Raw genomic sequence first — 24557 nt, 5'->3', positions numbered from 1 at the left:
AATGAGCGCTTTTTCTGCGACTGCCCGCTGGCGCCTGCTGTGGCGCGAACCCCAAGTGCGACGTGGCCTGATCATTACCTTGCTGGTGGTCGTGGTGGCGGTGTTCGGCCCGTTGCTGGCGCCGCATGCACCCACCGACATGCTCGGTCCGGTGTACGGAGCGCCGGCTGCGGATGCCTGGCTGGGCTTTGATTTTCTCGGCCACGACGTGCTGTCGCGGTTGCTGGCCGGCGGTTTGTCGGTGCTGTGGATGTCGATGGCCGCGGCCTTGGTCGCGCTGCTGGTCGGCACCAGCCTGGGCCTGGCAGCGGGCTTTTCCCGGCGGCGGCTGGACCAGGCGATCATGTGGGGCGCCGATGTGTCGCTGGCCTTTCCCGACCTGATCCTGGTGCTGCTGATCGTCTCGATGCTCGGTCGCCAGCCGTGGCTGATCGTGCTCACCGTGTCGATTGCCTTTATCCCCAGCGTGATCCGTCTGGCGCGCGGCAGCACCGTGGCGGTGGCCAGCCAGGAGTTCGTCGAGGTCGCGCAGATGATGGGCTATTCGCCGTGGCGCATTCTTTTCAAGGAGATCCTGCCGAACATCCTCACGCCGCTGCTGGTGCACTTCGGCAACATGCTGACCTGGGGCGTGGGCATTCTTTCGGGTCTGAGCTTTCTCGGTTATGGCGTCGCGCCACCGGCCGCCGACTGGGGCCTGATGATCAACGAAAACCAGGCCGGCCTGCTGGTCCAGCCCTGGCCGGTGCTGGTGCCGGCGCTGATGATCGGCATCTTCGCCTATGGCACTAACATCCTTGCTGAAGGCATCGGCCGCAGCACGGCGCGGATCGGGGACAAACAACCATGAGTGTGATCGCCGAAATGAGCCTTGAACAACGTGCGGCGATTGCCGCGAGCCGCACGCTGCAGACGCTGGAAGCGCCTGTATTGCGTGTCGAGGGCTTGCGCGTCGAGCTGAACGCGCAGGTCGATGTGCTGGCCAATGTCTCGTTCAGCCTGCAGGCCGGGGAAATCGTCGGCCTGGTCGGCGAGTCCGGCTCCGGCAAGACCACGCTGGCCACCGCGTTGCTGGCCCATGCCCGGCGCGGTGCGCGGATTGCTGGCGGGCGCATTGACATCGCTGGCCAGTCACTGCTGCAACTGGCCGGCGAGGCCCTGCGTCAGGCGCGCGGCAGCCTGATCGGCTATGTGCCGCAAGACCCGGCCACCGCGCTTAACCCGGCCTTGCGCATCGGCACCTTGCTGCGTGAAACCCTCGCCGCCCACGACGCCAGTGTGAGCCGCGACCAGCAACGCCAGCGCCTGCAAGAGACGCTGCGTGATGTGGGGTTACCGGACGACGAACAGTTTCTCAAGCGCTTCGCTCATCAACTGTCGGGCGGTCAGCAACAGCGTGTGCTGCTGGCGCTGGCCTTTGTATTACGGCCACGCCTGATCGTGCTCGATGAACCGACCACCGCGCTGGACGTGACCACCCAGGCGCACATTCTGGCGACCCTGCGGCGCTTGTGCAAAAGCCAGGGCGTGGCGGCGGTGTATGTTTCCCACGATCTGGCGGTGATCAAGGACTTGGTCGACCGGGTGATGGTCATGTACGCCGGTCGTCTGGTCGAAACCGCCAGCCGCGAAGCGCTGTTCAGCCATCCCGCGCACCCGTATACGCGTGGCTTGCTGGCAGCGATCCCCGATGTGGCCGAGCGCCGCGAGATCAACGCGATTCCCGGCCACGCCCCCGCGCCCGGTCATCGTCCACAAGGCTGCGCCTTCGCCCCACGCTGCCCGCGCAGCACCAGTGCCTGCGGCCAGGGCGAGCCGTTGCTTCATGGGCTGAATGACCAACAGCGTGTGGCCTGTTTGCACCCGCACCATGAAGCGCTGGCGCTGGTGACCCAGGCGCCGCTGGCTACGCAGGTCAGCGACGCCGCTGAGCGCCAGTTGCTTGAAGTGGCCCATCTGGATGTCGCCTACGACCGTCAGGTGCTGTTCGATATCTCGCTGAGTATTCAGGCCGGCGAATGCCTGGCGCTGGTCGGTGAATCGGGCTCGGGCAAGACCAGCCTGGCTCGCACCCTGGCAGGGCTGGGTGAAAATGCCCAGGGCGCGCTGCGTTATGCCGGCCAGCCGCTGAGCCTTGAGGCCCGCCAGCGCACGCCGGACTTGCGTCACCGGATTCAGTACATCTTCCAGAACCCGTATCGCGCCCTGAACCCGAGACAAACCGTGGGCGAATGCCTGAGCGCGCCGCTGGCGCACTTCTTCGGCGTCAAGGGCGCCGCCGCACGAGAGCGGGTCGAGGCGGTGCTCAAACGCGTGTCGTTGCCGATTACCACTGCGCAGTCGTACCCGCACAGCTTGTCGGGCGGCGAACGCCAGCGCGTGGCGATTGCGCGTGCTTTGATCTGCGAACCGGAGTTATTGATCTGCGACGAAGTGACCTCGGCGCTGGACGTCTCGGTGCAAGCCTCGATCCTGGCGTTGTTGCGCGAGCTGCAACGCGAGGGCCTGACCTTGCTGTTCGTTACCCACGACCTGGGCGTGGTACGGGCAATTGCCGACCGGGTGGTGGTCCTAAAGTCCGGCCGCATTCTGGAGCAGGGCCCGGTGGAGCAGGTCCTGGACCGGCCGCAGGACGATTACACCCGCACACTGGTGAGTAACTCGCCGACGCTGGTATAGACCCGCTTTGTTGTCCTTGGCTGCTCCTGATTGGCTGATTTAAATAGATATAGAAATCACCGCCTGTAGCGCGCTTGCCCGCGACTGGGCGCGAAGCGGCCATAAAAATTGATTAAACGCCACAAATTTACGACTGCTGCGCAGCCGGTCGCGGTGGTCCGGCATTCCGGCAAGCGCGCTCCTGCGGGAGTTGTGCCGGGCATTAAATATCGGCCTTGCACAAATCCCGCAGGACGGGCTACCTGAGGTTTACGAAGCCCGCTGCAACGCCCGTCGCCGCGCTTCTTCTCTTACCGCCGGAATGATCCAGCGGCCGTAATCGACGGTGTCGTACAGCGGGTCATAGCCGCGATTCAGGAACGTCGTCACCCCAAGGTCCACATAGTCGAGCAACGCTTCGGCCACGGTTTCCGGCGTACCGACCAGTGCGGTGGTGTCACCGTAGGCGCCGACCGCGCTGGCGGTGGGCATCCACAGGGCGCGGTCGTGGCGGTCGCCGGCGGCGGCTGCGGCGAGCAGGCGTTCGGAGCCTGTGCCTTTGGTGCGGTTGCGCCACGGGCTGCCTTCGGCGAACTGCGGGTTGGCCTTGATCTGCGCCAGAATCTGCTCGGCGCGCTGCCAGGCGAGGTCCTCGGTGGCGCCCAGAATCAGCCGTACCGACAGGCTGACCCGTGGCGCGGGCTTGCCTTGCGTGCTGGCGGCGGTGCGCAGTTTGGCGATTTGCTCGGCCACGCCGCTCAGCGGTTCGCCCCACAGGGCATAGAGGTCGGCGTGTTTGACGGCGATCTGGTAAGCGATGTCGGACGAGCCGCCAAACGAGATCGGGATGTGCGGTTGCTGCACGGGTTTGACCGGCGAGAACGCGCCCTGGATCTTGAAGTACTGGCCGTCGAAATCGAACGGCTGCTCTTCGGTCCACAGACGCCGGACGATTTCCAGGTATTCGTCGGCGCGCTTGTAGCGTTCGGTCTTGTCAGCGAGAAAGTCGCCTTCCTGCGGTTCGGCGGTAATCCCGGTAATGGCGTGCAGGCGCAGGCGACCGCCGCCGGTGGTGTGGTCCAGCGTGGCAAAGGCGCGGGCGGCCACGGTCGGCGCGGTCAGGCCCGGACGGTGGGCGATCATGAAGCCCAGGCGTTCGGTCTGCGAGGCGGCATACGCGGCGATTTGCAGACTGTCGGCGCTGCCTGGGCCGCTGGCGATCAGTACCCGGTCAAAGCCTGCCTGTTCATGGGCACGGGCGTGATGGCGGATAAACGGCAGGTCGAAACCTGCGGTGCGCTGGCCGTGGGTTTCGGACCACTGGCGCGGGAAAATCATCCCGACGAATTCGATGGACATGCGTTGCTCCTTGTAAAAGTCAGAACTGGTAATCGACCTGGGCCAGCACGGTGCGGCCCTGCATCGGTTGCAGGAAGGTGTTGGTGGAACCGACCAGACCGCTGACAAAGTTCAGCTCGTCGGTGAGGTTGAGCACCCGCAGCGTGCTGCTCCAGGTCGGCTGGCGGTAGTAAATGGCGAGGTCCAGGTTGTATTCGTTGGGGATCTGCACGGTCTTGCTCAGGTTCAGGTACCAGTGGCTGGTCCACCAGCCTGACAGTTCGGCGCCGAAGCCGTTGTCGAAGCGGTAGTCGACAAAACCCGAGGCGGTGTACTGGGGAATCTGCACCGCATCGAACTTGCCCGACGGGCGCTGGCTGAGCGCATTGTTGTCGCCGAACACGGTGCCGTTGTCGGGCACGAACCCTGCCGAGGCAAAGCCTGCCTGCGAGGTGAACTCGTTGTAGGCCTTGAGTTTCGACAGGTTGATGCTGGTGCGCAGGTGCTCGGTGGGCTGGTAGCGAATCGTCGATTCCACACCTTTGATGATCAGCCGGGCGATGTTGTTATTGCTGTCGGGCGACTGGTCGCGTTCCTGCTTGAAGCCGGCCAGCGAGAAGAACAGCGTGTCGGGGATCGCATCGACTTTCAGGCCGACTTCATGCAGCACCGACAGGCTTTTGAATTGCAGCGGGTTGAGCAGGTTGGCGCCTGCGCCGCTGCCCCAGCCGATACCGTTGGAGAAGAACCCGGTGTTGACTGCCAGCGAGCGGTCGAAGGTGTAGTACAGCGTACTGTTGTCGGTGGGCTTGATGTACGGGCTGAGCTGCACCGAGAACAGCCGGTAGTTGTCGCTGTCCTTGCGCGGGCTGGCGCCAGGCAGGGCGAACGGGTTTTCGATGCGTGCATCGATCCAGCTGCGGCTGGCGCCGATGTTCAGGCCCACGCGCTCGTTGAAACGCAGATTGTGCTGGCTGAACAGGGTCTTGGTGGTCCATACGCTGTCGGCGGTGTAGGGCGCCACAGATTCGGCGTACAAGCCGTGACCGGCCGGGTACATGGCCGGCAGGTTCAGGTAGCCGTAATAGTCGGAAAATTGCGCCACGCCGGGCTGGCCGATCCAGGCGCCTTCGCCGCCGGCCGGGTTGCTGCCGGTCAGGCCAAGCAGATCGCCAGGGTTCTTGGTCGAGGAGTCCTGAGTCAGGTCGTAGGCGTAGAGATTGCCGCCAAAACTGTTGTTGGCGGCAATCGACTGGTTGGACTCGCGGCGATAGATCAGCCCATTGTTGCTGTCGTCGACGACCTTGATGCCGAACAGCTCGCCTTCGCTGCGCCAGCGAAATTCGAAGCGGTTGTCGAAGATGTTGTCTTTGGATTGCACATTGAACGAACCCAGCGCATCAGTGACGTCGTTGGAGCGTTCGTAGAAGGTGCTGTTGGCCAGGGTGATGTCTGGCGTCAGGTCCCATTCGGTGCGCAACTGGGTGATGAAGCGCCGCGAGCTGCTTTCGTCCTCGGCGCGCTGGCTGGTCTGTGATGACAGCGAGGTCAGGCCATTGCCGGCAAGGTTCGGATCGTACACCCAGCCGCGCACGCTGCCGGGGCTGGCCTGGGTGTTGGGCGACGCGGTCTGGAAGCTGTTGTTGACCACGGTGTACTGGCCCTGGGCGTTGCGCTGGCGTTGTACCCAACCGGTGACGGGCGCGTTGGTGGCGCCCGATTGCAGGACTGGCGACCACAGCGTGCTGCCGTTCTGGATGATCGGCGTGGCGCGGCCGGCGTAGTACGTGCCGTGGTCCACCAGCGCCTGGGTGGCGCGGTTCCAGCCGTGGGTGATGTTGTAGTCGTAATAGTCGTCGTAGCTGGCGTTCCAGTTGACCCGCACGCCGTCGCCGCGCCAGGCGAAGGCGCCGTAGAAGGCGTTGAAGTTATTGTCGACGTTGTCGTAGTAATCCTGGTTGCGCTGCTGGGTCATGCTGAAGCGATAGGCCAGGCTGTCGGACAGGGGACCTGTGGTGTCGACGCTGTATTTGCCCGAGCCGCGTGACGTCGCGCCGGGATTCCAGCCACCGAGTTCGGCACTGATACGGGTGCGCTGTTCGTCGAAGTCGGGCTTCTTGCTCAGGTAGTTCACGTAGCCGCCGCTGCCTGTCACCGAGCCATAAGTGACCGACGAGGGACCGGCGACGATGTCGGCGCCTTCGATACCGTTGAAGTTGGCCGGGTGGCGTACGGCATAACCGCGCTGGCCGTCATGAAAGACCTCCGAACCCTGGCCGCGAAATTGCGGCGCCAGTCCCGCGTTCTGGCCGCCGCCGCGGGTGATGCCCGGTGCGTATTTGACCAGGTCGTCGCTGCTGCGGATCGGGTCCCTGGCCAGTTGTTCGGCATTCACCTGGCTGACCGAACGCGGGGTGTCCAGCACCGTTGCCTGCAGGCCGCCATACACTGAGGTGGGAGCGCGTACCGGGACGATGGCGGTGTCGGGATCAGCCTTTTTCGCGACCTCGACGGTAACCACCGCCAGTGTCGGCGTATTGCCCTGTTCGATGTCGGCCCGGGCCTGAGCCGGCAGGTGCGCAAGCACCACCACCGAGAGCAGGCTGCGCGTAAAGCCCGCCACGGCGGGGGATAAGGCAATTGCAGGCATGAATCTCTCCTTGCCCGGCGGGATTGCCCCGCCAGGGGTGATTGGCGATAAGGAACTGCTGAGGCGCGTGGCGGCGTCAGGTCTTGCCGTTCAGCCACAGGTTGTCAAAGCGCCAGGTGCTGAACTGGGTATGTTCGGGGCCGGCACCGCCGACATGGCTGGCAAAACCGTCGAGCTGGTCGGTGTAGCCCCAGATCAGCAGGCCGCCACGGTCGTACTGGATACGCTGCAGTCGATGAACCAGGGCGGTGCGTTTGACTAGGTCCGGCTGGGCCATGGCCTGGTAAAACAGCCGGCCGAATTCCGGGTCCTGGAACTGGGTTTTGTTGGCGACGGCGAACGGTGCGTCGGTGTGGATCGCGCTGGCGAGAAACGGCGCGCCGATGCTGCCGCCAGTGCTCAGCGGCCATTCGGTTTTCTGCGGACCCTGGAAGGTCGGCAGGTCGACTTGCCTGACCCTCAGCGTGACCCCGGCTTCGCGGGCCTGTTCAGCCAGCACCAGGGCGGCCGACAAGCCGCTGCCGGGCGTGGTCACCAGTTCGACATCGAGGTGTTCCTGGCCCGCTTCCTTGAGCAGTCGGCGCGCCGTTGCAATGTCGAACGGACGCGCCGGAATGCTGTGATCGAAGGTCGGATCGCTCGGCGAGTACAGGTCGTTGGCGACCCGGCCCTGGCCGTTGAGCGCACGCTTGACCAAGTTGTCGCGGTTGGCCAGCAAGCGAAAGGCTTGGCGCACACGCGGGTCGTCGAACGGTGGCCTGGCGGTGTTCATGTCGAACGACAGCCAGTTGCCGGTCACCGAGGTCACCAGCTTGATGCGCGGGTCGCGGCGCAGCACATCGAGCTGTTCGCTGGGCATGCCGTTGGCCATGTCGATCTGCCCGGCGCGCAGGGCGGCCAGGCGTGAAATCTGGTCCTTGAAGTCGATGATTTCCAGCTCGTCGGCATAGGGCTTGCCGTGCTTGAAGTAGTTCTCGAAGCGGGTGAACACCGAGCGCTGGCCCGGCGTAAAACTCTTGAGTTTGTAAGGCCCGGCCCCGACCGGGTTGGTCACCGGGTGATAATCCACTGGCACTATGCCACCGAAGTTGACCCAGGTTTCTGCCAGCGGGAAGTAACTGCGCCCATCGCGAAAGCTCAGGCGAATGGTGCGCTTGTCGAGTTTGACCAGATTGTCGCGGTCGACCCAATGCAGCAAGGCGGCATAGGGCGAGGCCAATTGCGGGTCGGTCAGGCGGCGCACCGAGAAGATCAGGTCGTCGGCGTCGATGGTCTTGCCATGATGGAACTCCAGGTCCTGACGCAGGCGCAGGGTCCAGGTCCTGGCATCGGCGCTGACGTCGGCTTCTTCGGCCAGGGCCAGGCGTGGCTGCATGGTTTCGTCCCATTCCCACAGTTTGCTGTACAACGCAAAGCCACGCACCACGCCACTGCCGACCGGCTTATGGGCATCCAGATTGCCGCTCTGGTTGCCGTCCAGGATCCCCAGGCGCAGCCGCCCGCCGTGTTGCGGTTGGCCCTGGGGGCGGGCATTAACCTGGCCGGCCGGCGCCCCGGCGTCGCAGCCGACCAGCACCCCGCTGCTGCCCAGCATCAGGCCGGTGCCCAGCAGGACACTGTTATTGAGCAAGCGTCGGCGGCTGATCGGATAGTCCATGCCGGTTGTTCCTTATTGGTTGTACTTCAGTGAGCGTGGGCGGCGTGCACGGGAGCAATGCTGGCCGAGCTTTGCACCAGGGCGGCCCGCTCGTGCTTGAAGTGCGGCAGGATGTGCTGGCCCAGGCGATAGGCTTCTTCCAGGTGCGGGTAACCAGCCAGGAAGAACAGTTCAAGCCCCAGCGCGTTGTATTCGCGGATGCGCGCAACGACATTCTCGTAGCTGCCAACCAGTGCACAGCCGGGTGGCACGCCGATGTAGCCGAAGCCGGCCCAGACATTGGGGTAGATGAAGAAGTCGTCGTACTGTTTGATGTCTTCGCGCTGGCCGAACTGCTCTTCGTAGCTGAGCTTGCGTGCCGTACGCAGGCCGGCATGGGCGGCGACGGCCTTGGCCGCGCCGCGCCGGATGCCGTCGTCGAAGAAGCGTCTGGCTTCGGCATGGGCGGCCTCTTCGGTTTCGCGGGTGATGACATCGATCGACAGGCCGAAGCGAATGTCATGCCGGCCATGCTTGAGTGCTCGTTCGCGCACATCGACGATCAGGGCGGCGATCTGCTCGGGGTGCTCGGCGCGCATCAGATAGTAGTCGGCGTGCCTGGCGGCGAACTCGCGAGCGGCAATCGAGGAACCGGCCGTGCAGATCACTGGCAGCTGTGCTTTGTTCAGCGGATGACGCAGGCCACCGCCTTCGGCGCTGTAGTACTTGCCCTGATAATGAAAGTTTTCGTTGTGCCAGTAGCCTTTAACCACATCGAGAAATTCGGTGGCGCGGTCATAACGTTCATCGTGGCTGCTGAAATCGCCGACCTGACGCTGCATCGCGTCCGAGCCGCCGTTGATGATGTTCCACACCAGACGGTTGCCGGTGGCGCGCTGGTAGGTCGCCGACTGCTGCACCGCGACCCACGGGGTGTAGTGGTAAGGCTGGAAGGCGGTGACGAACTTCAGCGTGCGGGTTTCACGCGCCAGTAGCGAACACACCGTCCACGGCTCTTCGCCGCTGGGAGCGTTGACCATCAGCACGCCACCAAACCGGTTGATCTCGTTGGCGCGGGCGATCTGGCCCAGATAATCGATGTAGGTAAACGGATCACCCACGGCAAAGTCCGATACCGCGCCGGTGCCGTCTGAGGGTCCCCAGTCGCCGCGGTTGCGCGGGTCGCCTGGCAAGTATTGGGTTTCGCCGTGCAGCGGCAGGCGACTGAAGAATTCGATGCTCATGGTGAACGTTCCGAGGTGAATGTTAAATGCGCAGGCGCGGCCAAGGCCGGTCTTGCATTAGCCGGCGACGGGTTCGCACACGGCTGTGACGGGCTGATCGGCAATCACCTTTTTCGCAAACGGGATCGAGTCCTTGAGCGAGGCATTCACCGTTTCGCTGTGGCCCAGGCCCTTGTACAGATGGCCTTCAACCACGGAGCCGGCGTTGCAGGCGTCCTTCATCAGTTTGAGCTGGGTCTCAGCCGCCGGGGTCTTGTCCTCGGCGCCGGTGCCGATGAAGATCGGCTGGGCCAGCTTGAGGGTCGGATAGGCGATCTGGTCCTGCCAGGGCTTGAGCCTGGCGCCATCGTTATCCTTGCGCGCCTGGGCCGGGGTCAGGCCCAGCGCCAGCACATCGCTGGTCAAGGACGCCAGGCAACTGGTGCGCGCCTGTTCGAACAACGGCAAGGCCCGCTCGGTGTAGTGGTCCCTGGGGTCAATGCCAGGGTCATACTGCTGCGCGGCCAGCAAGGTGTAGAAGCCGTAGGTCAGCGCGGCGTCAACCTTGGTCGGGTCCTGGTTGCCGACGCTTCTGGTGCCCACGGTGTAGATTACGCCTGTGCCGACGCTGCCTTTGACACCCAGCTCCGGTGCGTAGGTGGCGGCATAGGCGCCGGCCGCAAAGGCCCCGGCACCGCCTTGCGACTGACCGACGATCAGTACCTTGTTAGCCAGTCCCGGCACGGCTGTGGTCACTGCCCGGGCGGCGTCGAGAATGCCGTAGGCGGCGGTGCGTGCGTTCAACAGCGGATGTCCGCCGGGCACGCCCAGGCCTTGGTAGTCGGTGGCGACGACGGCAAAGCCTTCCTTGAGCCAGCGCGCCAGGTACTGCACGTCACGGTACGAGCGCCCGCTCCAGGACGGCGCGCAGATATCGGCCACGCCCACGGTGCCGTGGCCCCAGCTCACCACCGGCCAGCCGCCGGCCGGCGGCGTGCCCTGCGGAATGAACAGTGCACCGGAAACCACAATGGGCGTCTTGCCATCGAGACCGCTCAGGGAGGTGTAGAGAATCCGTTGCTGCGAGGCGGCGCCCGGCAGGCTCAGGGTTGCTTCCAGTGGTTCGCTGCGCAGCAGTTTGCCGGGGGTGGCCGGAATGACGTCTTGCCAGGTGTAGAACGCCGAGACCCGGCCGTCGCCCTGCAGCGGGTCTGGTGTGGGCGTATACACACCGTCGGCCAGCGCATGGATCGAGATCGCCACGGCCAGAGTGGCCACGGCGTACTTGAGGGGAGTGAAGAGTGTCATCGGATTTTCCTTGTGCGACAGGTTCGCGAAGCGAGTGCCGGGTATTGCCGGCTTGTCAGCACAGGAGCAGGTTGCATGCCATGCGGCAAAAATTACGCTGCAGCCCTTGTAATACGTGGCTCTGCAGAAAATGGCGGGTGCCTGGGGTGTTGCCTGGGACGCAGCCTGATGCTGAGCTCAGGACACTCGTTGCTGACCGGTTGCTGCTGGGGCAGCAGCCCGCTGGATTTAATCGGCTTATATTCTTTTTAAGAATAAACAAATGCTAATTAACAATTAATTGGACTATTCATTTTCATGTAAAGATGGCTTCGCGCTTTCACTGCCAGGTATGCAACATGTCGCTGCTGACCCACCCTCATGCCCGAGAACTGACCAAGTCAGTCCGTGCCACCGTGCTGGTGTTCAAGGACCCTCGTTCGCAGGAATTGCTCAGTCGTATCGAGCGTCTGGCGCCCAGCGAAGCCAACACCCTGATCGTGGGTGAAACCGGTACGGGCAAGGAGCTGGTGGCCCGGCATATCCATCATCTGAGCCGTCGCGGGCGCGAGTCGTTCGTGGCCGTCAACTGTGGTGCGTTTGCCGAGTCGCTGGTAGAGAGCGAGCTGTTCGGACACGAGAAGGGCGCGTTCACCGGGGCAACCAACAGCAAGGCCGGCTGGTTCGAGGCCGCCAATGGCGGCACGCTGTTTCTCGACGAAATTGGCGACCTGCCATTGAATATGCAGGTCAAGCTGCTGCGCGTGTTGCAAGAGCGTGAAGTGGTACGCCTGGGCTCACGTACACCCATTCCGATCAATGTGCGGCTGGTGGCGGCCACCAACGTCAACCTGGCCGATGCCGTGGTGGCCGGGCATTTTCGTGAAGACCTTTTCTACCGCCTGCACGTGGCGACCATCCGCCTGCCGCCGTTGCGTGAACGGCCGGGCGACATCCTGCCGCTGGCGGAATTCTTCATTGGCGAGCACTGCCAGCGGCTGGGCTACAACCGTGCGACCTTGAGTGTCGACAGCGAGCGCAAGTTGCTGGAGCACAGTTGGCCGGGCAATATCCGTGAGCTGGAAAACGCCATTCATCATGCCTTGCTGGTGTGCCGTAACGAGCGCGTGCAGCCTGTCGACCTGCACCTGGTCGACATGCGTTCCTCAGGCATCCGCCAGGAAGAAGCTGTACAGGCGGCTGCTCGTCCGCTGGCACCGCCGGCCAATCTCGAAAGTGCTTTGATCGGGTTGTTCGAGAAGAACATTCCGGATTTGTACGAACACATAGAAGAGACACTGTTTCGCACCGCCTACCGTTTCTGCCACGGCAACCAGCTGCAGACTGGCCGCCTGCTGGGCATCAGCCGCAACATCGTGCGGGCGCGGCTGGAAAAGATCGGCGAGCTGGCCAAGACCGAGTAGGGCAGGTGGGGTACGCCTTGGCCGGCAAGATCACTATGCGGTGTCTGCTTCCCGGTTGAAGTCGGCATTACAGGCCGTGCCTCGGCGGCTCACCATCCGGCTGGCCACCAGGCCGACCTCGAACAGCAGCCACATCGGCACCGCCAGCATCGTTTGCGAGAACACGTCCGGCGGGGTAAGGATCATGCCCACCACAAAGCAGCCAACGATCACATAGGCCCGGCTTTTGCTCAGGGTCTGCACATCGATCATGCCGGCCCATACCACCAGGAAGGTCGCCACCGGAATCTGGAACGCCAGGCCGAAGGCCAGGAACAGCGCCAGGATGAAATCCAGGTACAGCGCGATGTCGGTCATCATTTCCACGCCCTCGGGCGTGACGCTGGCGAAAAAGCCGAACATCATCGGGAACACCAAAAAGAACGCGAAGGCCATGCCGGCGTAGAACAGGGTCACGCTGGCCACCAGCAAGGCGATGGCGATGCGGCGCTCCCGGCGATACACCACCGGCGCGACCATGCCCCAGACCTGGTGCAGGATCAGTGGCATGGCCACGAACAGCGCCAGCATCAGGGTCAGCTTGAACGGCGCCATCAAGGGCGAGGTCACGCTGGTGGCGATCATGCTGGCGCCGGCGGGCAGAAAGGCACGCAGCGGGGCCGAGATGGCGGTGTACAGGGTCTGGGCGAAAGGAAACAGGCCGATGAACAGCAAGACAATCGCCAGCAGGCAACGCAGCAGGCGGCTGCGCAACTGACGCAGGTGACTGACTACCGCGATGGGAGCGTGATGTTCCAGGGCATTCATGAGGTCGATTGTCCGTTGCTGGCGTGAGGCGTGCCGGCCGGCGGGTCGAGGCGGATGCCTTCACGCAGTTCCTGTTCCAGCGCGATCAGGGGTGCCTGGTCGAGCGACTGGCGCAGTTGCTCGGCATCCAGTTCGCGTTCCATCTGCCGCTTGATGCCATTGAGCGCGCGCTTGGTCTGGCCCATCCAGCGCCCGGCGGTACTGGCGGCCTTGGGCAGGCGCTCAGGCCCCAGCACCAGCAGGGCGACGGTGCCGACCAGCAGCAGTTCGGTAAAGCCGATCTCGAACATCAGTGCTTGCTGTCGGCTTGGTGCGCGGCGGTGCGGCTGGCATCGTTCAGGCTGCCTTTGCTTGCCAGGGTGTCGTCGCCCTTGGTTTCGTCATGGCCCATGGAGCTGCGAAAGCCCTTGATGGTTTCGCCCAGGTCCGCGCCCAGGGTGCGCAAACGCTTGGTGCCAAACAGCATGAAGACCAGCACGAGAACGATCAGCAGTTGCCAGATTCCGATACCACCCATGAAACGCACTCCAGGTCATTGATTATGAAAATGAACAGGCATCTTGCCGAGGCCATGTGACGAGGCTGTGACATTTTTGCGTGGTTTTCATGAGCCTGTTACCCGGTTGCAACATTGCCGGTGTTGACTGTCGGTCCGCAGGTTTGAAAGCAGGTAGGAGTCATGCGCAGGCAACAGCAGGGCGCGGCGTTATTGATGGTACTGGTGGCCCTGGCGATGCTGGCCGGCGGGCTGACCTGGCTGGTGGCGCAGGGGCGCCAGCAGGTCGACGGTGTACGCCTGGTGCAACAGCGCATCCAGGCGCGGGCGGTGGAAAAGGCCGCGCTGGCGTTTACCGAGCAGGCGCTCAAGGACCCGCTGTGGCGCGCCAGCCCGATGTTCTGGCAGGCCTTGCGCGGCCAGCCGTTGAGCTATGACTTCGCGGGCGGGAAGTCCAGTATCCGCATTGTCGACCTGCACACCTGCTTCAACGTCAACAGCCTGATCGGCCCGCAAGCGGACCGGGCGCGCAACCAGTTGTTGTACCTGCTGGGTGATGACATGGCGGCCGAGCGCCTGGCCGACAGCCTGATCGACTGGCTGGACGCCAACCATCAGGCGCGCCTGCACGGGGCGGAAAACCCGGAGTATTCACGCCAGTCACCGGCGCGCATGGCGGGCAATCAGCCAATGGCCGACATCAGCGAGATGAACCTGATGGCCGTGCCCGGCGCCCGCGCCACCGGCTCGCTGTGTGTGCTGCCGGACAGCGAAGGCTGGCAGCTCAACGCCAATGCTTTGAACCTGGAGCATTTGCCGTTGCTGGAGGCCCTCTATGAAGGCGAGATCCCGCGCGCGCAACTGACCCGCCTGATCACCGGCCGCCCGCCTGGCGGCTACAAGGACGCCAGTGACCTGCGCAGCGCCATGGGCGCAATGGACGACGAAGCCTTTGCCCGATTGAGCGAAGGCTTGCTGCTCAACGGTGATCACTTTTTGCTGCAGATCGAAACCACGCTGGACGGCCAGGCGTTTCGCAGCCAGTACCGGGTCCAGGCCCGCGGGGTGGTGAAATGGCACAGCCGGGTGCCGGCGCAACAGATGGTGGTGCGGGGACGGGAACTCTAGGGGCTGCGTAGGGCCGGCTTTAGCCGGGAACACAGTCACCACCGATTTACGCCTGCACGTCTGAAACCTTTTGCACCACGTTACTGCCGCTTCTTCGAGAGGCAGATCCTATCTTTGCCTTCCTTTTCTCTGGAGGGCAATGGAATGCCTGTTCATCATCACGCCCATTATCTGCGTCTCGGTCGCCATTCTATTCATGGACAGATTTATCTGGTGACGTGTGTTGTACGCAATCGCGACGCTGTGTTTTCCAATTTATGGATAGGTCGTCGACGGGTGACTGAGATGCGTAGCCTGCATGTGGCAGGCTACGTGCGGTCGCTGGCTTGGGTGGTTATGCCTGATCACGTGCACTGGCTGTTTGAGGTGAGGTCCGGTTCTTTGAGCCAGTTGATGCAACGGCTCAAAGGGCGCAGCGCGTATGTGATCAACAAGCATTTCGGTAACAAGATGCTGTGCGGGCAGAAGGGCTATCACGACCATGCCGCCAGGCGTGATGAGGATGTATTGAAAATGGCGCGCTATGTGATCGCCAATCCGATACGCGCCGGATTGGTACAGCGCGTAGGTGACTATCCGTTGTGGGATGCGGTCTGGATCCCGTAGGAGCTGCTTCAGCAGCGAAGGGCAGCACCGCAGATCTGCGGTGCCTGCTTCCCGGCTGAAGCCGGTCCTACGGGCTGAAGCGGATCGCCGCCCGGCCGGTCTTGCGGGTTGAAACGGGTGATATCAGACGCCCAGTTCACCCCCGTCGGCGCGCTGGATCACCACGGTCGAGGCCCGTGGACGTACGGTGCCAACGGTGACGTCGGTGGCCACGTCGGTGGACGGCCAGTTGCCCGGGTGCTGGATGTTGATGAACATGGTCTTGTTGTCCGGGGTGAAGGTCACGCCGGTCACTTCCGAGCCATTGGGGCCGACGAAGAAGCGGCGCAGGTCGCCCTGGTTGCTGGCATTGACCGGAACCTGCTTGCCGGCGGCGTCGACCATGTTGCTCGGAATCACGGCCAGCATCTGGTCGTTGGTGTAGCTGGTCAGGGTCGACTCGCCGTTGTCGGTCTGGATCCACAGGATGCCACGGCTGTCGAAGGTCATGCCGTCGGGGCTGGCGAACTGGTTGAGTTCGGTCAGGCCCGAGCGGTTGAGGTCGGCGGTGCCGGCAGCGTTGGCGCCGAAGACGAAGATGTCCCAGGTGAACGAGGTCTGGTTGTCGGCGTCATGCCAGCGGATCACGTGGCCGTGCTTGTTGTTGATCCGTGGGTTGGCGGCGTTGGCGGTGGTGCGGCTGGTGTTGTTGGTCAGGGTCAGGTACACGTCGCCGTTGACCGGGTTCACGGCTGTCCATTCCGGGCGGTCCATCGGTGTGGCGCCCACGGCGTCGGCGGCACCGCGGGTGTTGAGGATGATGCCCGGCAGGTCGGTGAACTTGGCGCCCAGGGTGCTGCCGTCGGTGGTGGCGGTGGTGGCTTCGAGCAGCAGCCAGGTGCCGGTGCCGTCAGCGTTGAAGCGGGCCACGTACAGCTTGCCGCTGTCCATGTACTTGGCGCCAGTGGCCAGGCGGTCGGTCGGGTTGGCGTCGGCGGCGGTCCACAGGGCGGTAGAGACGAACTTGTAGAGGTATTCGTTCTGCGAGTCGTCGCCCATGTAGAACACCACCGGCTTGCCCTCGGTCAGCAGGCCCGGCCAGCAGCCTTCGTGACGGAAGCGGCCCAGCGCCGTGCGCTTGGTGGCGACGCTGGTGGCGCTGTACGGGTCGATCTCGACAATGTAGCCGTAGGTGCTGGCTTCGTTGCGGTAGTCTTCAGTGGCACTGGCACCGCGCGGGGTGATGTTGAAGCGGCTGAATTCGTCGTTGACTTCGCTGCTGTCGCCGGCCGCGGTTTCCCAGTCATAGTTGGTGCTGGAGGTGGCCACGCCGATGCGCTTCTGGTCGGCCGGGACAGTGCCCTTGTTGAGGAAGATGCCTGGCCAGTTTTCTTCGCACGTCAGGTAAGTGCCCCATGGCGTGTAACCGTTGCCACAGTTGTTGTTGGTGCCGCGGGTACGGGTGCCGTCCGGCGAGAACTTGGTCTTGACGTGCGCGGTGCCCTTGAGGGGGCCTGCGATGTTCATCACCGAATCGGTGGTCAGGCGACGGTTGAGCGGGTCATTGTCGACGATCTGCCAGCGGCTGCCGACCTTGCGAACGCGGAACACACCGGCGCCATGGGCGTTGATTTCCTTGCGCACTTCCTCGGCCGGGCGCTTGCCGGCGACCAGGGTCGGGCCTTTGGGGTGCAGGGCTTTCTCATCGATGTACTCGTAGTTGATGGCAATGATGCCTTCGGTCGAGCTGCCATTGATGGGGAAGTAATGAATGCCGTCGTGGTGCATGCCGGCGGCGTTGGCCTGGTCGGCGGAGGTGTTGGTGCCGTCGCTTTTCCAGGCATTGGCGCGGCTGTTGAACGGCGTGCCCCACGGGGCCAGGACGTGGGCGACGTAGCCGGCAGCCACGGTGCAGGCATCGGTGCGTGAACCTGGAATCGAGTTGAAGCCCAGCTTGAGCTTGGGCACTTCCGGGGTCGGGGTCACCGGCTCGGCGACATCGTCGTCATCGGAACCGCCACCGCTGTCGAAGCAGCCGGTCAGGCCGGTGCCGGCAATCAGGGCGATTGCAGCCCCCAGGCCACCGCGCACCACGCTGCGCCGGCTCAGGAAGGTGTCGATCACCGATTCCATCGGCTCATTGACGCTCAGGTTACGGTTCAGGTTATCGCCGGTGTCACGACTCATTCATCAGGTCCTTTTATGAAAGCAGGAATAAGTAAGGAGCCGCGAACTTTAGGAGCCAAGTGTGATGATTTATTGGCAGTTTGGTTAAGTTGTTACACAGGTTCATCTGTGTTTGTTTCAATTTGTTTCTTGGTGGGGGCTTCTTTGTGCTTTTTACAGGGCCCCTTCTTGCGCGCTCGTGTGCCCCGCAACCTGCTGATTAAAAGGGCTTTACCCTTTATTCAGACGATAGGCGTGCCAGAGCAGGCGCCTGTGCGACGTCCAGAGGGCACTTGCAAGCGCACTGGCCTTATTGCAGGTGTGAACAGGGGCTTTCAGTGACCACTGACGGCACAAATGATGGCGAGGTAGTTGCAAAACTGCCATCAAACTGTCATTTGCCATCGCCAATATGCCGCCCCTGTACTGAGACAGTCCCAGGGTGCGTAAACAAATGGTTTCGATGGTGCGACGCGATGTATTGGGGTGGATGACGGTCGGTGCCATGGCGCCGTGGCTGTCGGCCTGCTCGTCGTTGGCCGGACCGTCGGGCAGTGGCGGGCAGGTCGACCTGTTGTATGTCGCCGACACCCTGGATGCCCGCCAGCCCGGCAAGCCTGTGGTCCCGGCCACCCGTCTGGGCCCGGCCACGCGCATCGGCCAGGCGCCATGGATCAGCGGCCCCAATGCCCGCGCCGCCAACCCGGGCAATCGCACCCTCGACAGCCTGCTTGACGCCAACCTGACCGGCCCGTTGCAGACCGGGGGCTATCCGGTGCTGGGTGCGCTGTTGCAGCGCATGCGGCTTGAGGCCGGTGAAGGCAACAGCCTGACCCTGGAAAATGGCCAGTGCTGGAACGGCAGCGGCCTGGCCTACCTGACCCAAGGCGTGTCGGGCGTGCAGGGCAGTGCGCTGCTGGGCACCGAAGTGCGGGTCAGCAGCGATGAACGCCTGCTCTGGCCCCACGCCTGTGCCGGTCTGTACCGCCAGTACCAGCACCCGGTGCTGGGCGCCGGGCTTGGCAGCGAAGCGGCCCAGCGCCTGGGCACGCAAGCGCTGACCCTGTTCAAGCGCGGCGGCGTGCGCATCGCCGTGGTCGGGGTGACCGACCCGTATGCCCGTGACCAGAAAGCTTCCCTCAAACACTGGCTGGACAGCCTGCAACCGGTGTTCGAGCAGGCCCGCAGCGAGGCCGATCTGGTCATCGCCCTGGCTGATGTCGGCACCGGCCCCGCGCTGTGGCTGGCCGAACGCATCAGCCAGATCGACATCATGCTCGGCGCCCGGGGCCAGGATTTCTGGCCGCAACCGATCGAAGCCTTGCAGGCATCGGGCAAGCGCGTGCCGGTGGTGCTCGGTGGCGTGCGGGCCAGCGGTGCATTTCGCATTCGCTGCCAGCAGGTGGCCGGCAACTGGCAGTTCGCGGCGCAGTTTCAACCGGCGCTGGACAGTGCCTTGAGTGTCAGCGATCAGGTCCCGGCGCAACGTATTCGTCAATTGGCGCAGCAGCAACGCGCCGCGCATGCCGGCTGGCTCGACCAGCCCTTGGCGCAGGCCCCGGAAAACCTGTGGCGCCGCGATGTGCGCGGCGGCAGTTGGGACCGCCTGCTGCATCAGGCACTGGCCGGGCCATCAGGCGGTGCCGTGCTGTTGCCGGGCTTGCGCTACGACTATCCCCTGGAGCGCGGACAGACCATCACCCGCGAACACCTGCTCAGCCTGACCGGCAGCTACCCGGCGCCGGTGGTTGACGTGGCTGCCAGACAGGTGCCCAACGTACTGGAAAATGCTGCCGAGCAACTGTTCGGTGAGCCGCTGTTGCTGGACAACAGCCAGGATCTGCCACGCTGGTTCGGTCAGGACTGGCAAGTGATCTACAGCGCCAGCGGCAAGCGCATCAGCGGTGTCGGCGAGCCACTCGGGCAATGCCGCACCTTTGGCCTGGGCTTCGAGGCGCAGGCCGGCCAGCCGCTGTGGCAGCACCTGGAACAGTGGCTGCGTGAGCAACCCCAAGGCTGGCAGCTGGCGAGCCTGCCGTTGCCGCAGATGCGCTATGTGCAAGGCCATCCAGGCTGGCACCCACGCGAGCTGTCCCGTTGAGCCGGCTGACCGCGCTGAGCCATCTGCTGCTGGTCGTCTTGTGCGGCTGGCTGGCAGCGCAATGCGTGGTGCAACTCTGGCATGGCCATGCGCCGACGGCCGTGGCACCAGCGCTTCTGGCACCTGCGCCGCAATTGCTCGGCGCGCACTGGCACCGCGAGGCGGTGAATACCGGCGAGCTGCCGCTGACCCGTCTGCCCATCGAATACATCGGCAGCCTCAAGGCGCGTGACCTGGCGGCCACGGTGGTGGTGCTGCGCTACGAACAACGCCAGCGCACCCTGAGCCGCGGCCAGCGCCTGGCCCCCGGCATCGTCCTGCAGGACATCGACGAGCGCGGCCTGATCTTCGATAACCATGGCCAGCGCGAGCGCCTGCCGTGGCCGGCACAACGTCCACCTTTCGGCATCCGGCAACAGGGATAAGCATGATTTACGACCGCTGCAAGCCACCATTGCGTCTCGCCCTTTTGCTCTGTGCCCTGGGTCTGGGCCTGGGCACCGTGCAGGCCGAAGAGGACCCGGTGTACGAGGTCAACTTCGTCGACACCGAATTGTCCGAGTTCATCGACAGCGTTTCGCGCATCACCAACACCACCTTCATCATCGACCCGCGGGTCAAGGGCAAGGTGACGGTGCGCAGCATCGAGATGCTCGGCAGCGACGAGATCTACGCCATCTTCCTGTCGCAACTGCGCGCCCAGGGCTTTGCCGCCGTGGACCTGCCCAACGGCAGCGTGAAGATCGTGCCCGACGAAGCCGCGCGGCTGGAGCCGGTGCCGGTGGAATCGGGCCGCAGCACCCGTCAGTACAAGACCGGCCAGGCCAATGACGGCATGGCCACCCGGGTGTTCAACGTGCGCAATGCGGCCAGCGAGCAGATGCTCAATATCCTCAAGCCGTTGATTGATCCGCGTGTCGGCGTCATTACCCCGTACCCGTCGGCCAACCTGCTGGTGATCACTGACTGGCGCAGCAACCTGGACCGCATCGACACCTTGCTCGGGCAACTTGATCAAGTCAGCCAGGAGCCGCTGGAAGTCATGCCGCTCAAGAACGCCAGCGCCAACGACACCGCGCTGCTGGTCACCCGCCTGCTGGCCCGCGAACAGGGCGCCGACAGCGCGCAAGTGGTCGCCGACCCGCGCAGCAACGCCCTGCTGGTGCGTGGCAGCACCGACAGTCGCCAGCGCGTGCGCGCCTTGCTCAGCCAGCTCGACAAACCGCGCGATGCCTTGCACAGCAGCAACACCGTGGTCATGTACCTGCGCCACGCTAACGCCGCCGAAGTGGTAAAGGTGCTGCGTGGCCTGGGCCAGGAACAGGCCGCCATGCCCGAAGGCACGGCACCCGAGGGCGAGAAGCCGCCAATGGTCAGCACCAGTGGCGTGCGCATGGAGTATGAAGAGGGCACCAACGCGGTGGTGATGGTCGGACCCGACAGCGAACTGGCGGCCTACCGCAGCATCGTCGAACAACTGGACATTCGCCGCGCCCAGGTGGTGGTCGAGGCGATCATTGCCGAAGTGTCCGACACCCGCGTGCAGGAGCTGGGCGTGCAGTGGCTGTTCCAGCACGACAGCCTGGGCGGCGGCGCCTTCAACTTTCCCGGCAACAATGCCGCCAGCGTCGCCGCCGTCGGTGCCCTGGCGCAGAACGGCGACAACGGCGCGCTGGCTGAATTGCTGGCCGGTGTGCAGGGCGCCACGGCCGGGATTGGCAACCTCAGCGGCGGCGGCCTGAATTTCCTGGCGCTGATCAATGCGCTCAAGGGCCAGAGCGGCTTCAACCTGTTGTCGACCCCGACCCTGCTGACCCTGGACAACGCCGAGGCCTCGATCCTGGTCGGCCAGGAAGTGCCGTTCGTGACCGGCTCCGTGACCCAGAACAACGCCAACCCGTACCAGACCATCGAGCGCAAGGAGGTCGGTGTGAAGCTGCGCATCAAGCCGCAGATCAACATCGACAACACGGTGCGCATGGACATCGTCCAGGAAGTCTCATCGATTGCCGACAGCGCCTCGGCCAGCGATGTGATCACCAACAAGCGCGAGATCAAGACCAAGGTCATGGTCGCCGACAACGGCCTGGTGGTGCTGGGCGGGTTGATCGGTGACGAGAGCACCGACAGCGATCAGCGCGTGCCGTTTCTCGGTGACATTCCCGGGGTCGGCCGGCTGTTTCGCTCCAGCGCCACGCAGCGGGTCAAGCAGAACCTGATGGTGTTCATCCGTCCGCGCATCGTGCGTGACGACCAGACCCTGGCCCAGTTGAGCAGCGAGAAGTACCGCAACCTCAAGACCAGCACCAACCTGGCTTTGCCCGAGCAGGCCGCCGGCGACACCCTGTTGCAGCTGTTTCCGTCGAGCCGCGAGCGGCTGGGGGCGGTGGCCTGGTGAGCGGCTTGCTGCCCTATCGCCTGGCACGCCAGGCCGGTGTCGCACGAGTGCCGGCCGAGCCGGGCTGGCAGTTGTGGCTGCGCGCCGGGGCCGACACCGACATCATTCAGGAAGTGCTGCGCGTGCATGGCCGGCCCACAGCGGTCGAGCACCTGAGCGTGGCGGACTATGACCAGCGCCTGGGCACGCTGTACCAGGCCGGCGAGTCGGCCACCGCGGCGCTGATCGAAGGCATCGGCGAGCGGGTCGACCTCGACAGCCTGATGAGCGAGCTGCCCCGGATCGAAGACCTGCTGGAAAACGACAACGACGCCCCGGTGATCCGCTTGATCAACGGCCTGTTCGGCGAGGCGCTGCGGGTGCAGGCCTCGGACATTCATGTCGAGACCTTCGAAGCCAGCCTGGTGATCCGCCTGCGCGTCGACGGTCATTTGCGTGAAGTGCTGCGTCCGCCGCGGGCGCTGTCGGCCATGCTGGTGTCGCGCATCAAGGTCATGGCGCGCCTGGACATCGCCGAGAAGCGCCAGCCCCAGGACGGCCGGATCACCTTGCGTGCCGGTGGCCGTGAGGTGGACATCCGGGTGTCGACCCTGCCTGGCATTCATGGCGAGCGGGTGGTGATGCGTGTGCTCGACAAGCAGGCCAGCCTGTTGAACCTGGCCAACCTCGGCATGCCCGAGGCGGTGCAGCGCGGCCTGCGTGCCTGCCTGGCGCGGCCTAACGGCATCGTGCTCAGCACCGGGCCGACCGGCTCGGGCAAGACTACTACCTTGTATGCCAGCCTCAACAGCCTCAACGATGGCTCGTGCAACATTCTGACCGTCGAAGACCCGGTGGAATACGCGATCACCGGCATCGGCCAGACCGCGATCAATCCCAAGGCCGGCCTGACCTTTGCCAGTGGCCTGCGCGCCATCCTGCGCCAGGACCCGGATGTGATCATGCTCGGCGAGATCCGCGACCGCGAGACCGCGCAGATTGCGGTGCAAGCCAGCCTGACCGGGCACCTGGTGCTGTCGACCCTGCACACCAACAGCGCCGTCGGCGCCGTCACGCGCTTGCGCGACATGGGGGTTGAACCGTTTCTGATCGCCTCCAGCCTCAAGGGCGTGCTGGCCCAGCGGCTGGTGCGGCGCCTGTGTTCATGCGCGGTGCCGCAGCCTTTGCAAGCTGCCGAGCGGGCGCTGTGGCCGGAGTTGGGCGAACTGAGCGAAAGCTTTCACCCGCAAGGCTGCGAACGCTGCCACGGCAGTGGCTACGAGGGGCGCATCGGCCTGTATGAATTCATCGAGCTGGACGACGGGCTGATCCGCCTGCTCTACGACGGCGCCAGCGAAGTGGTGATGCATGACTACCTCAAGGACAAACGCCAGAGCCTGGCGGACATGGCCTGCGATTGCCTGCGACGCGGCGAGACCAGCCTGGCCGAAGTGCTGCGTGCGGTGCGGGGCTGATTGATGCCGACCTACGCTTATCACGCCCTGGACCAGGCCGGGCGCAGCCGCAAGGCCAGCCTGCAGGCCGAGAACGAACGCCATGCCCGGCAACTGCTGCGCGAGCAGGGCTTGTTTGCCCGCAGCCTGCAAGTGCAGGACACCACCACGCGGTTGCCGCGCAACCAGCGCCTTAACCATAGTCAGTTGTGCGAACTGACCCGGCAACTGGCGACCCTGGCCAGCGCCGGTATTCCCCTGGTTGATGCCCTAGCAACGCTGGAGCGGCAACTGGCGCAGCCGGCAATCCGCAACCTGCTGGTGGCGGTGCGTGGCACGCTGGGTGAGGGCCATAGCCTGGCGCAGAGTCTGCGTCGCCAGGGCGGGCTGTTCGATGATCTGTATTGCGCGCTGGTCGAGGCCGGTGAGCGTTCCGGCAAGCTGGCGCCGGTGCTGGAGCGCCTTGCCGATCACCTTGAACAGGTGCAGCGTCAGCGGCACAAGGCCCGTACCGCGATGATCTACCCGGCAGTGCTGATGCTGGTGTCGCTGGTCGTGGTGATCGGCCTGATGACCTTTGTAGTGCCAAAACTGACCGAGCAGTTCAGCCACAGCGGGCAAACCCTGCCGCTGGTCACCCGCGTGCTGATCGGCCTCAGCGACGGGCTATTGCTGGTCGGGCCCTGGTTACTGGCGCTGGTGGTGCTGGGTGGCATGGGCGCCGGCGTGCTGCTGCGCAAGGCGCATTGGCGCCTGCGCCGCGACCGCGCCTTGCTGGGCTGGCCGAAAGTCGGTGCCTTGCTGAGCGTGCTGGAAAGCGCCCGGCTGGCGCGCAGCCTGGCGATCCTGGCCGGCAGCGGCGTGCCCTTGCTCGAAGCCCTGCAGGTGGCCACCGCCACGGTCGGCAACCGCGAGGTGCACCGCGCCCTGCAGACCGTGCGCGAGCAGGTCGAGGGCGGCGTCAGCCTGCACCGTGCCCTGAGCGGTGCCGGGCACTTTCCGCCGTTGCTGTTGAACATGGTGGCCAGTGGCGAGGCCAGCGGCACCTTGCCCGACATGCTCGAGCGGGTGGCTGATAACCAGGAGCGTGGCTTCACCCGTCAGGTGGACACGCTCATGGCCCTGTTCGAACCCCTGATGATTCTGGTGATGGGCGCGGTGGTGTTATTCATCGTGCTCGCGGTGCTGCTGCCGATCATGCAGCTCAACCAGGGTCTGTCTTTCTGA

18 protein-coding genes and 1 pseudogene are annotated in these 24557 nt (G+C 64.3%); 10 read left to right on the top strand and 9 right to left on the bottom strand.

From position 1 onward, the window contains the following. Position 1: 1 nt before the first annotated feature. Together ASF84_RS05670 and ASF84_RS05665 are read left to right on the top strand one after the other, a co-directional pair. Positions 2-850 carry an ABC transporter permease gene (locus ASF84_RS05670; RefSeq protein ID WP_056836143.1) on the top strand — a complete coding sequence of 283 codons (849 nt, stop codon included), beginning with the start codon at positions 2-4 and terminating at the stop codon, positions 848-850. Between the two features lie 14 nt (positions 851-864). Further along, positions 865-2679: a dipeptide ABC transporter ATP-binding protein gene (locus ASF84_RS05665; RefSeq protein WP_056836315.1), complete on the top strand. Its 1815-nt coding sequence runs from the start codon at positions 865-867 to the stop codon at positions 2677-2679. Between the two features lie 249 nt (positions 2680-2928). Here ASF84_RS05665 and ASF84_RS05660 read toward each other — a convergent pair whose 3' ends face one another. The 5 genes from ASF84_RS05660 to ASF84_RS05640 all read right to left on the bottom strand — a co-directional run bounded on the left by ASF84_RS05660 (position 2929) and on the right by ASF84_RS05640 (position 10813). After that, positions 2929-4017 carry an LLM class flavin-dependent oxidoreductase gene (locus ASF84_RS05660; protein WP_056836141.1) on the bottom strand — a complete coding sequence of 363 codons (1089 nt, stop codon included), beginning with the start codon at positions 4015-4017 and terminating at the stop codon, positions 2929-2931. A gap of 19 nt (positions 4018-4036) precedes the next feature. Then, the gene (locus ASF84_RS05655) at positions 4037-6646 is read right to left on the bottom strand and encodes a TonB-dependent receptor (RefSeq protein ID WP_056836139.1); all 2610 of its coding nucleotides are present in this window, start codon (positions 6644-6646) and stop codon (positions 4037-4039) included. 76 nt (positions 6647-6722) lie between these two features. Further along, the gene (locus tag ASF84_RS05650) at positions 6723-8303 is read right to left on the bottom strand and encodes an ABC transporter substrate-binding protein (protein WP_056836137.1); all 1581 of its coding nucleotides are present in this window, start codon (positions 8301-8303) and stop codon (positions 6723-6725) included. 26 nt (positions 8304-8329) lie between these two features. Further along, positions 8330-9526: an LLM class flavin-dependent oxidoreductase gene (locus tag ASF84_RS05645; protein ID WP_056836135.1), complete on the bottom strand. Its 1197-nt coding sequence runs from the start codon at positions 9524-9526 to the stop codon at positions 8330-8332. A 57-nt stretch (positions 9527-9583) separates the two neighbouring features. Further along, entirely contained in the window at positions 9584-10813 is a 1230-nt protein-coding gene (locus ASF84_RS05640) for a lipase family protein (RefSeq protein WP_056836133.1), read from the bottom strand. A 338-nt stretch (positions 10814-11151) separates the two neighbouring features. Here ASF84_RS05640 and ASF84_RS05635 point away from each other — a divergent pair, with 338 nt between their 5' ends. Continuing rightward, positions 11152-12216, top strand: coding sequence for a sigma-54 interaction domain-containing protein (locus tag ASF84_RS05635; protein WP_056836131.1), 1065 nt, complete (start codon positions 11152-11154; stop codon positions 12214-12216). Positions 12217-12249: 33 nt separating this feature from the next. Here ASF84_RS05635 and tatC read toward each other — a convergent pair whose 3' ends face one another. The 3 genes and pseudogenes from tatC to tatA all read right to left on the bottom strand — a co-directional run. Beyond that, positions 12250-13023, bottom strand: a complete 774-nt coding sequence (gene tatC / locus ASF84_RS05630) for a twin-arginine translocase subunit TatC (RefSeq protein WP_056836129.1) — start codon at positions 13021-13023, stop codon at positions 12250-12252. After that, on the bottom strand, positions 13020-13313 hold the full coding sequence (gene tatB, locus ASF84_RS05625; RefSeq protein WP_056836127.1) for a Sec-independent protein translocase protein TatB: 294 nt from the start codon (positions 13311-13313) through the stop codon (positions 13020-13022). Before tatB ends, tatC begins: the two co-directional genes overlap by 4 nt. Before the next feature lie 91 nt (positions 13314-13404). After that, positions 13405-13540: pseudogene (gene tatA, locus ASF84_RS30125) on the bottom strand (twin-arginine translocase TatA/TatE family subunit); the annotation flags it as partial. 162 nt (positions 13541-13702) lie between these two features. Between tatA and gspK the strand changes: the two are divergent. Both gspK and ASF84_RS05610 read left to right on the top strand, forming a co-directional pair. Next, positions 13703-14647 (top strand): type II secretion system minor pseudopilin GspK, encoded by a 945-nt coding sequence (gene gspK, locus ASF84_RS05615; protein WP_056836123.1) that lies wholly within the window; start codon positions 13703-13705, stop codon positions 14645-14647. Between the two features lie 144 nt (positions 14648-14791). Further along, positions 14792-15253, top strand: coding sequence for an REP-associated tyrosine transposase (locus ASF84_RS05610; protein WP_056836121.1), 462 nt, complete (start codon positions 14792-14794; stop codon positions 15251-15253). Between the two features lie 123 nt (positions 15254-15376). Here ASF84_RS05610 and ASF84_RS05605 read toward each other — a convergent pair whose 3' ends face one another. Continuing rightward, entirely contained in the window at positions 15377-17419 is a 2043-nt protein-coding gene (locus ASF84_RS05605; protein ID WP_056836119.1) for a PhoX family protein, read from the bottom strand. 433 nt (positions 17420-17852) lie between these two features. Between ASF84_RS05605 and ASF84_RS05600 the strand changes: the two genes are divergently transcribed. Genes ASF84_RS05600 through gspF form a run of 5 tightly spaced genes read left to right on the top strand, consistent with a single transcriptional unit; the run spans position 17853 to position 24557 of the window. Beyond that, complete coding sequence (locus ASF84_RS05600; RefSeq protein WP_056836117.1) at positions 17853-19499, top strand: hypothetical protein; 1647 nt, start codon at positions 17853-17855, stop codon at positions 19497-19499. Positions 19500-19504: 5 nt separating this feature from the next. Then, the gene (locus ASF84_RS05595) at positions 19505-19924 is read left to right on the top strand and encodes a hypothetical protein (protein WP_056836313.1); all 420 of its coding nucleotides are present in this window, start codon (positions 19505-19507) and stop codon (positions 19922-19924) included. A 2-nt stretch (positions 19925-19926) separates the two neighbouring features. Then, positions 19927-21897, top strand: a complete 1971-nt coding sequence (gene gspD, locus ASF84_RS05590) for a type II secretion system secretin GspD (protein WP_056836115.1) — start codon at positions 19927-19929, stop codon at positions 21895-21897. Positions 21898-21902: 5 nt separating this feature from the next. Then, positions 21903-23351 (top strand): GspE/PulE family protein, encoded by a 1449-nt coding sequence (locus tag ASF84_RS05585; protein WP_082481380.1) that lies wholly within the window; start codon positions 21903-21905, stop codon positions 23349-23351. Between the two features lie 3 nt (positions 23352-23354). Further along, positions 23355-24557: a type II secretion system inner membrane protein GspF gene (gene gspF / locus ASF84_RS05580; RefSeq protein ID WP_056836110.1), complete on the top strand. Its 1203-nt coding sequence runs from the start codon at positions 23355-23357 to the stop codon at positions 24555-24557.

The organism is Pseudomonas sp. Leaf127 (genome assembly GCF_001423155.1).
In the GTDB taxonomy this organism is placed as follows: domain Bacteria; phylum Pseudomonadota; class Gammaproteobacteria; order Pseudomonadales; family Pseudomonadaceae; genus Aquipseudomonas; species Aquipseudomonas ovata.
The sequence above is the reverse complement of the archived record's forward strand: the minus strand, read 5'-3'. Positions and strand labels throughout refer to the sequence as shown.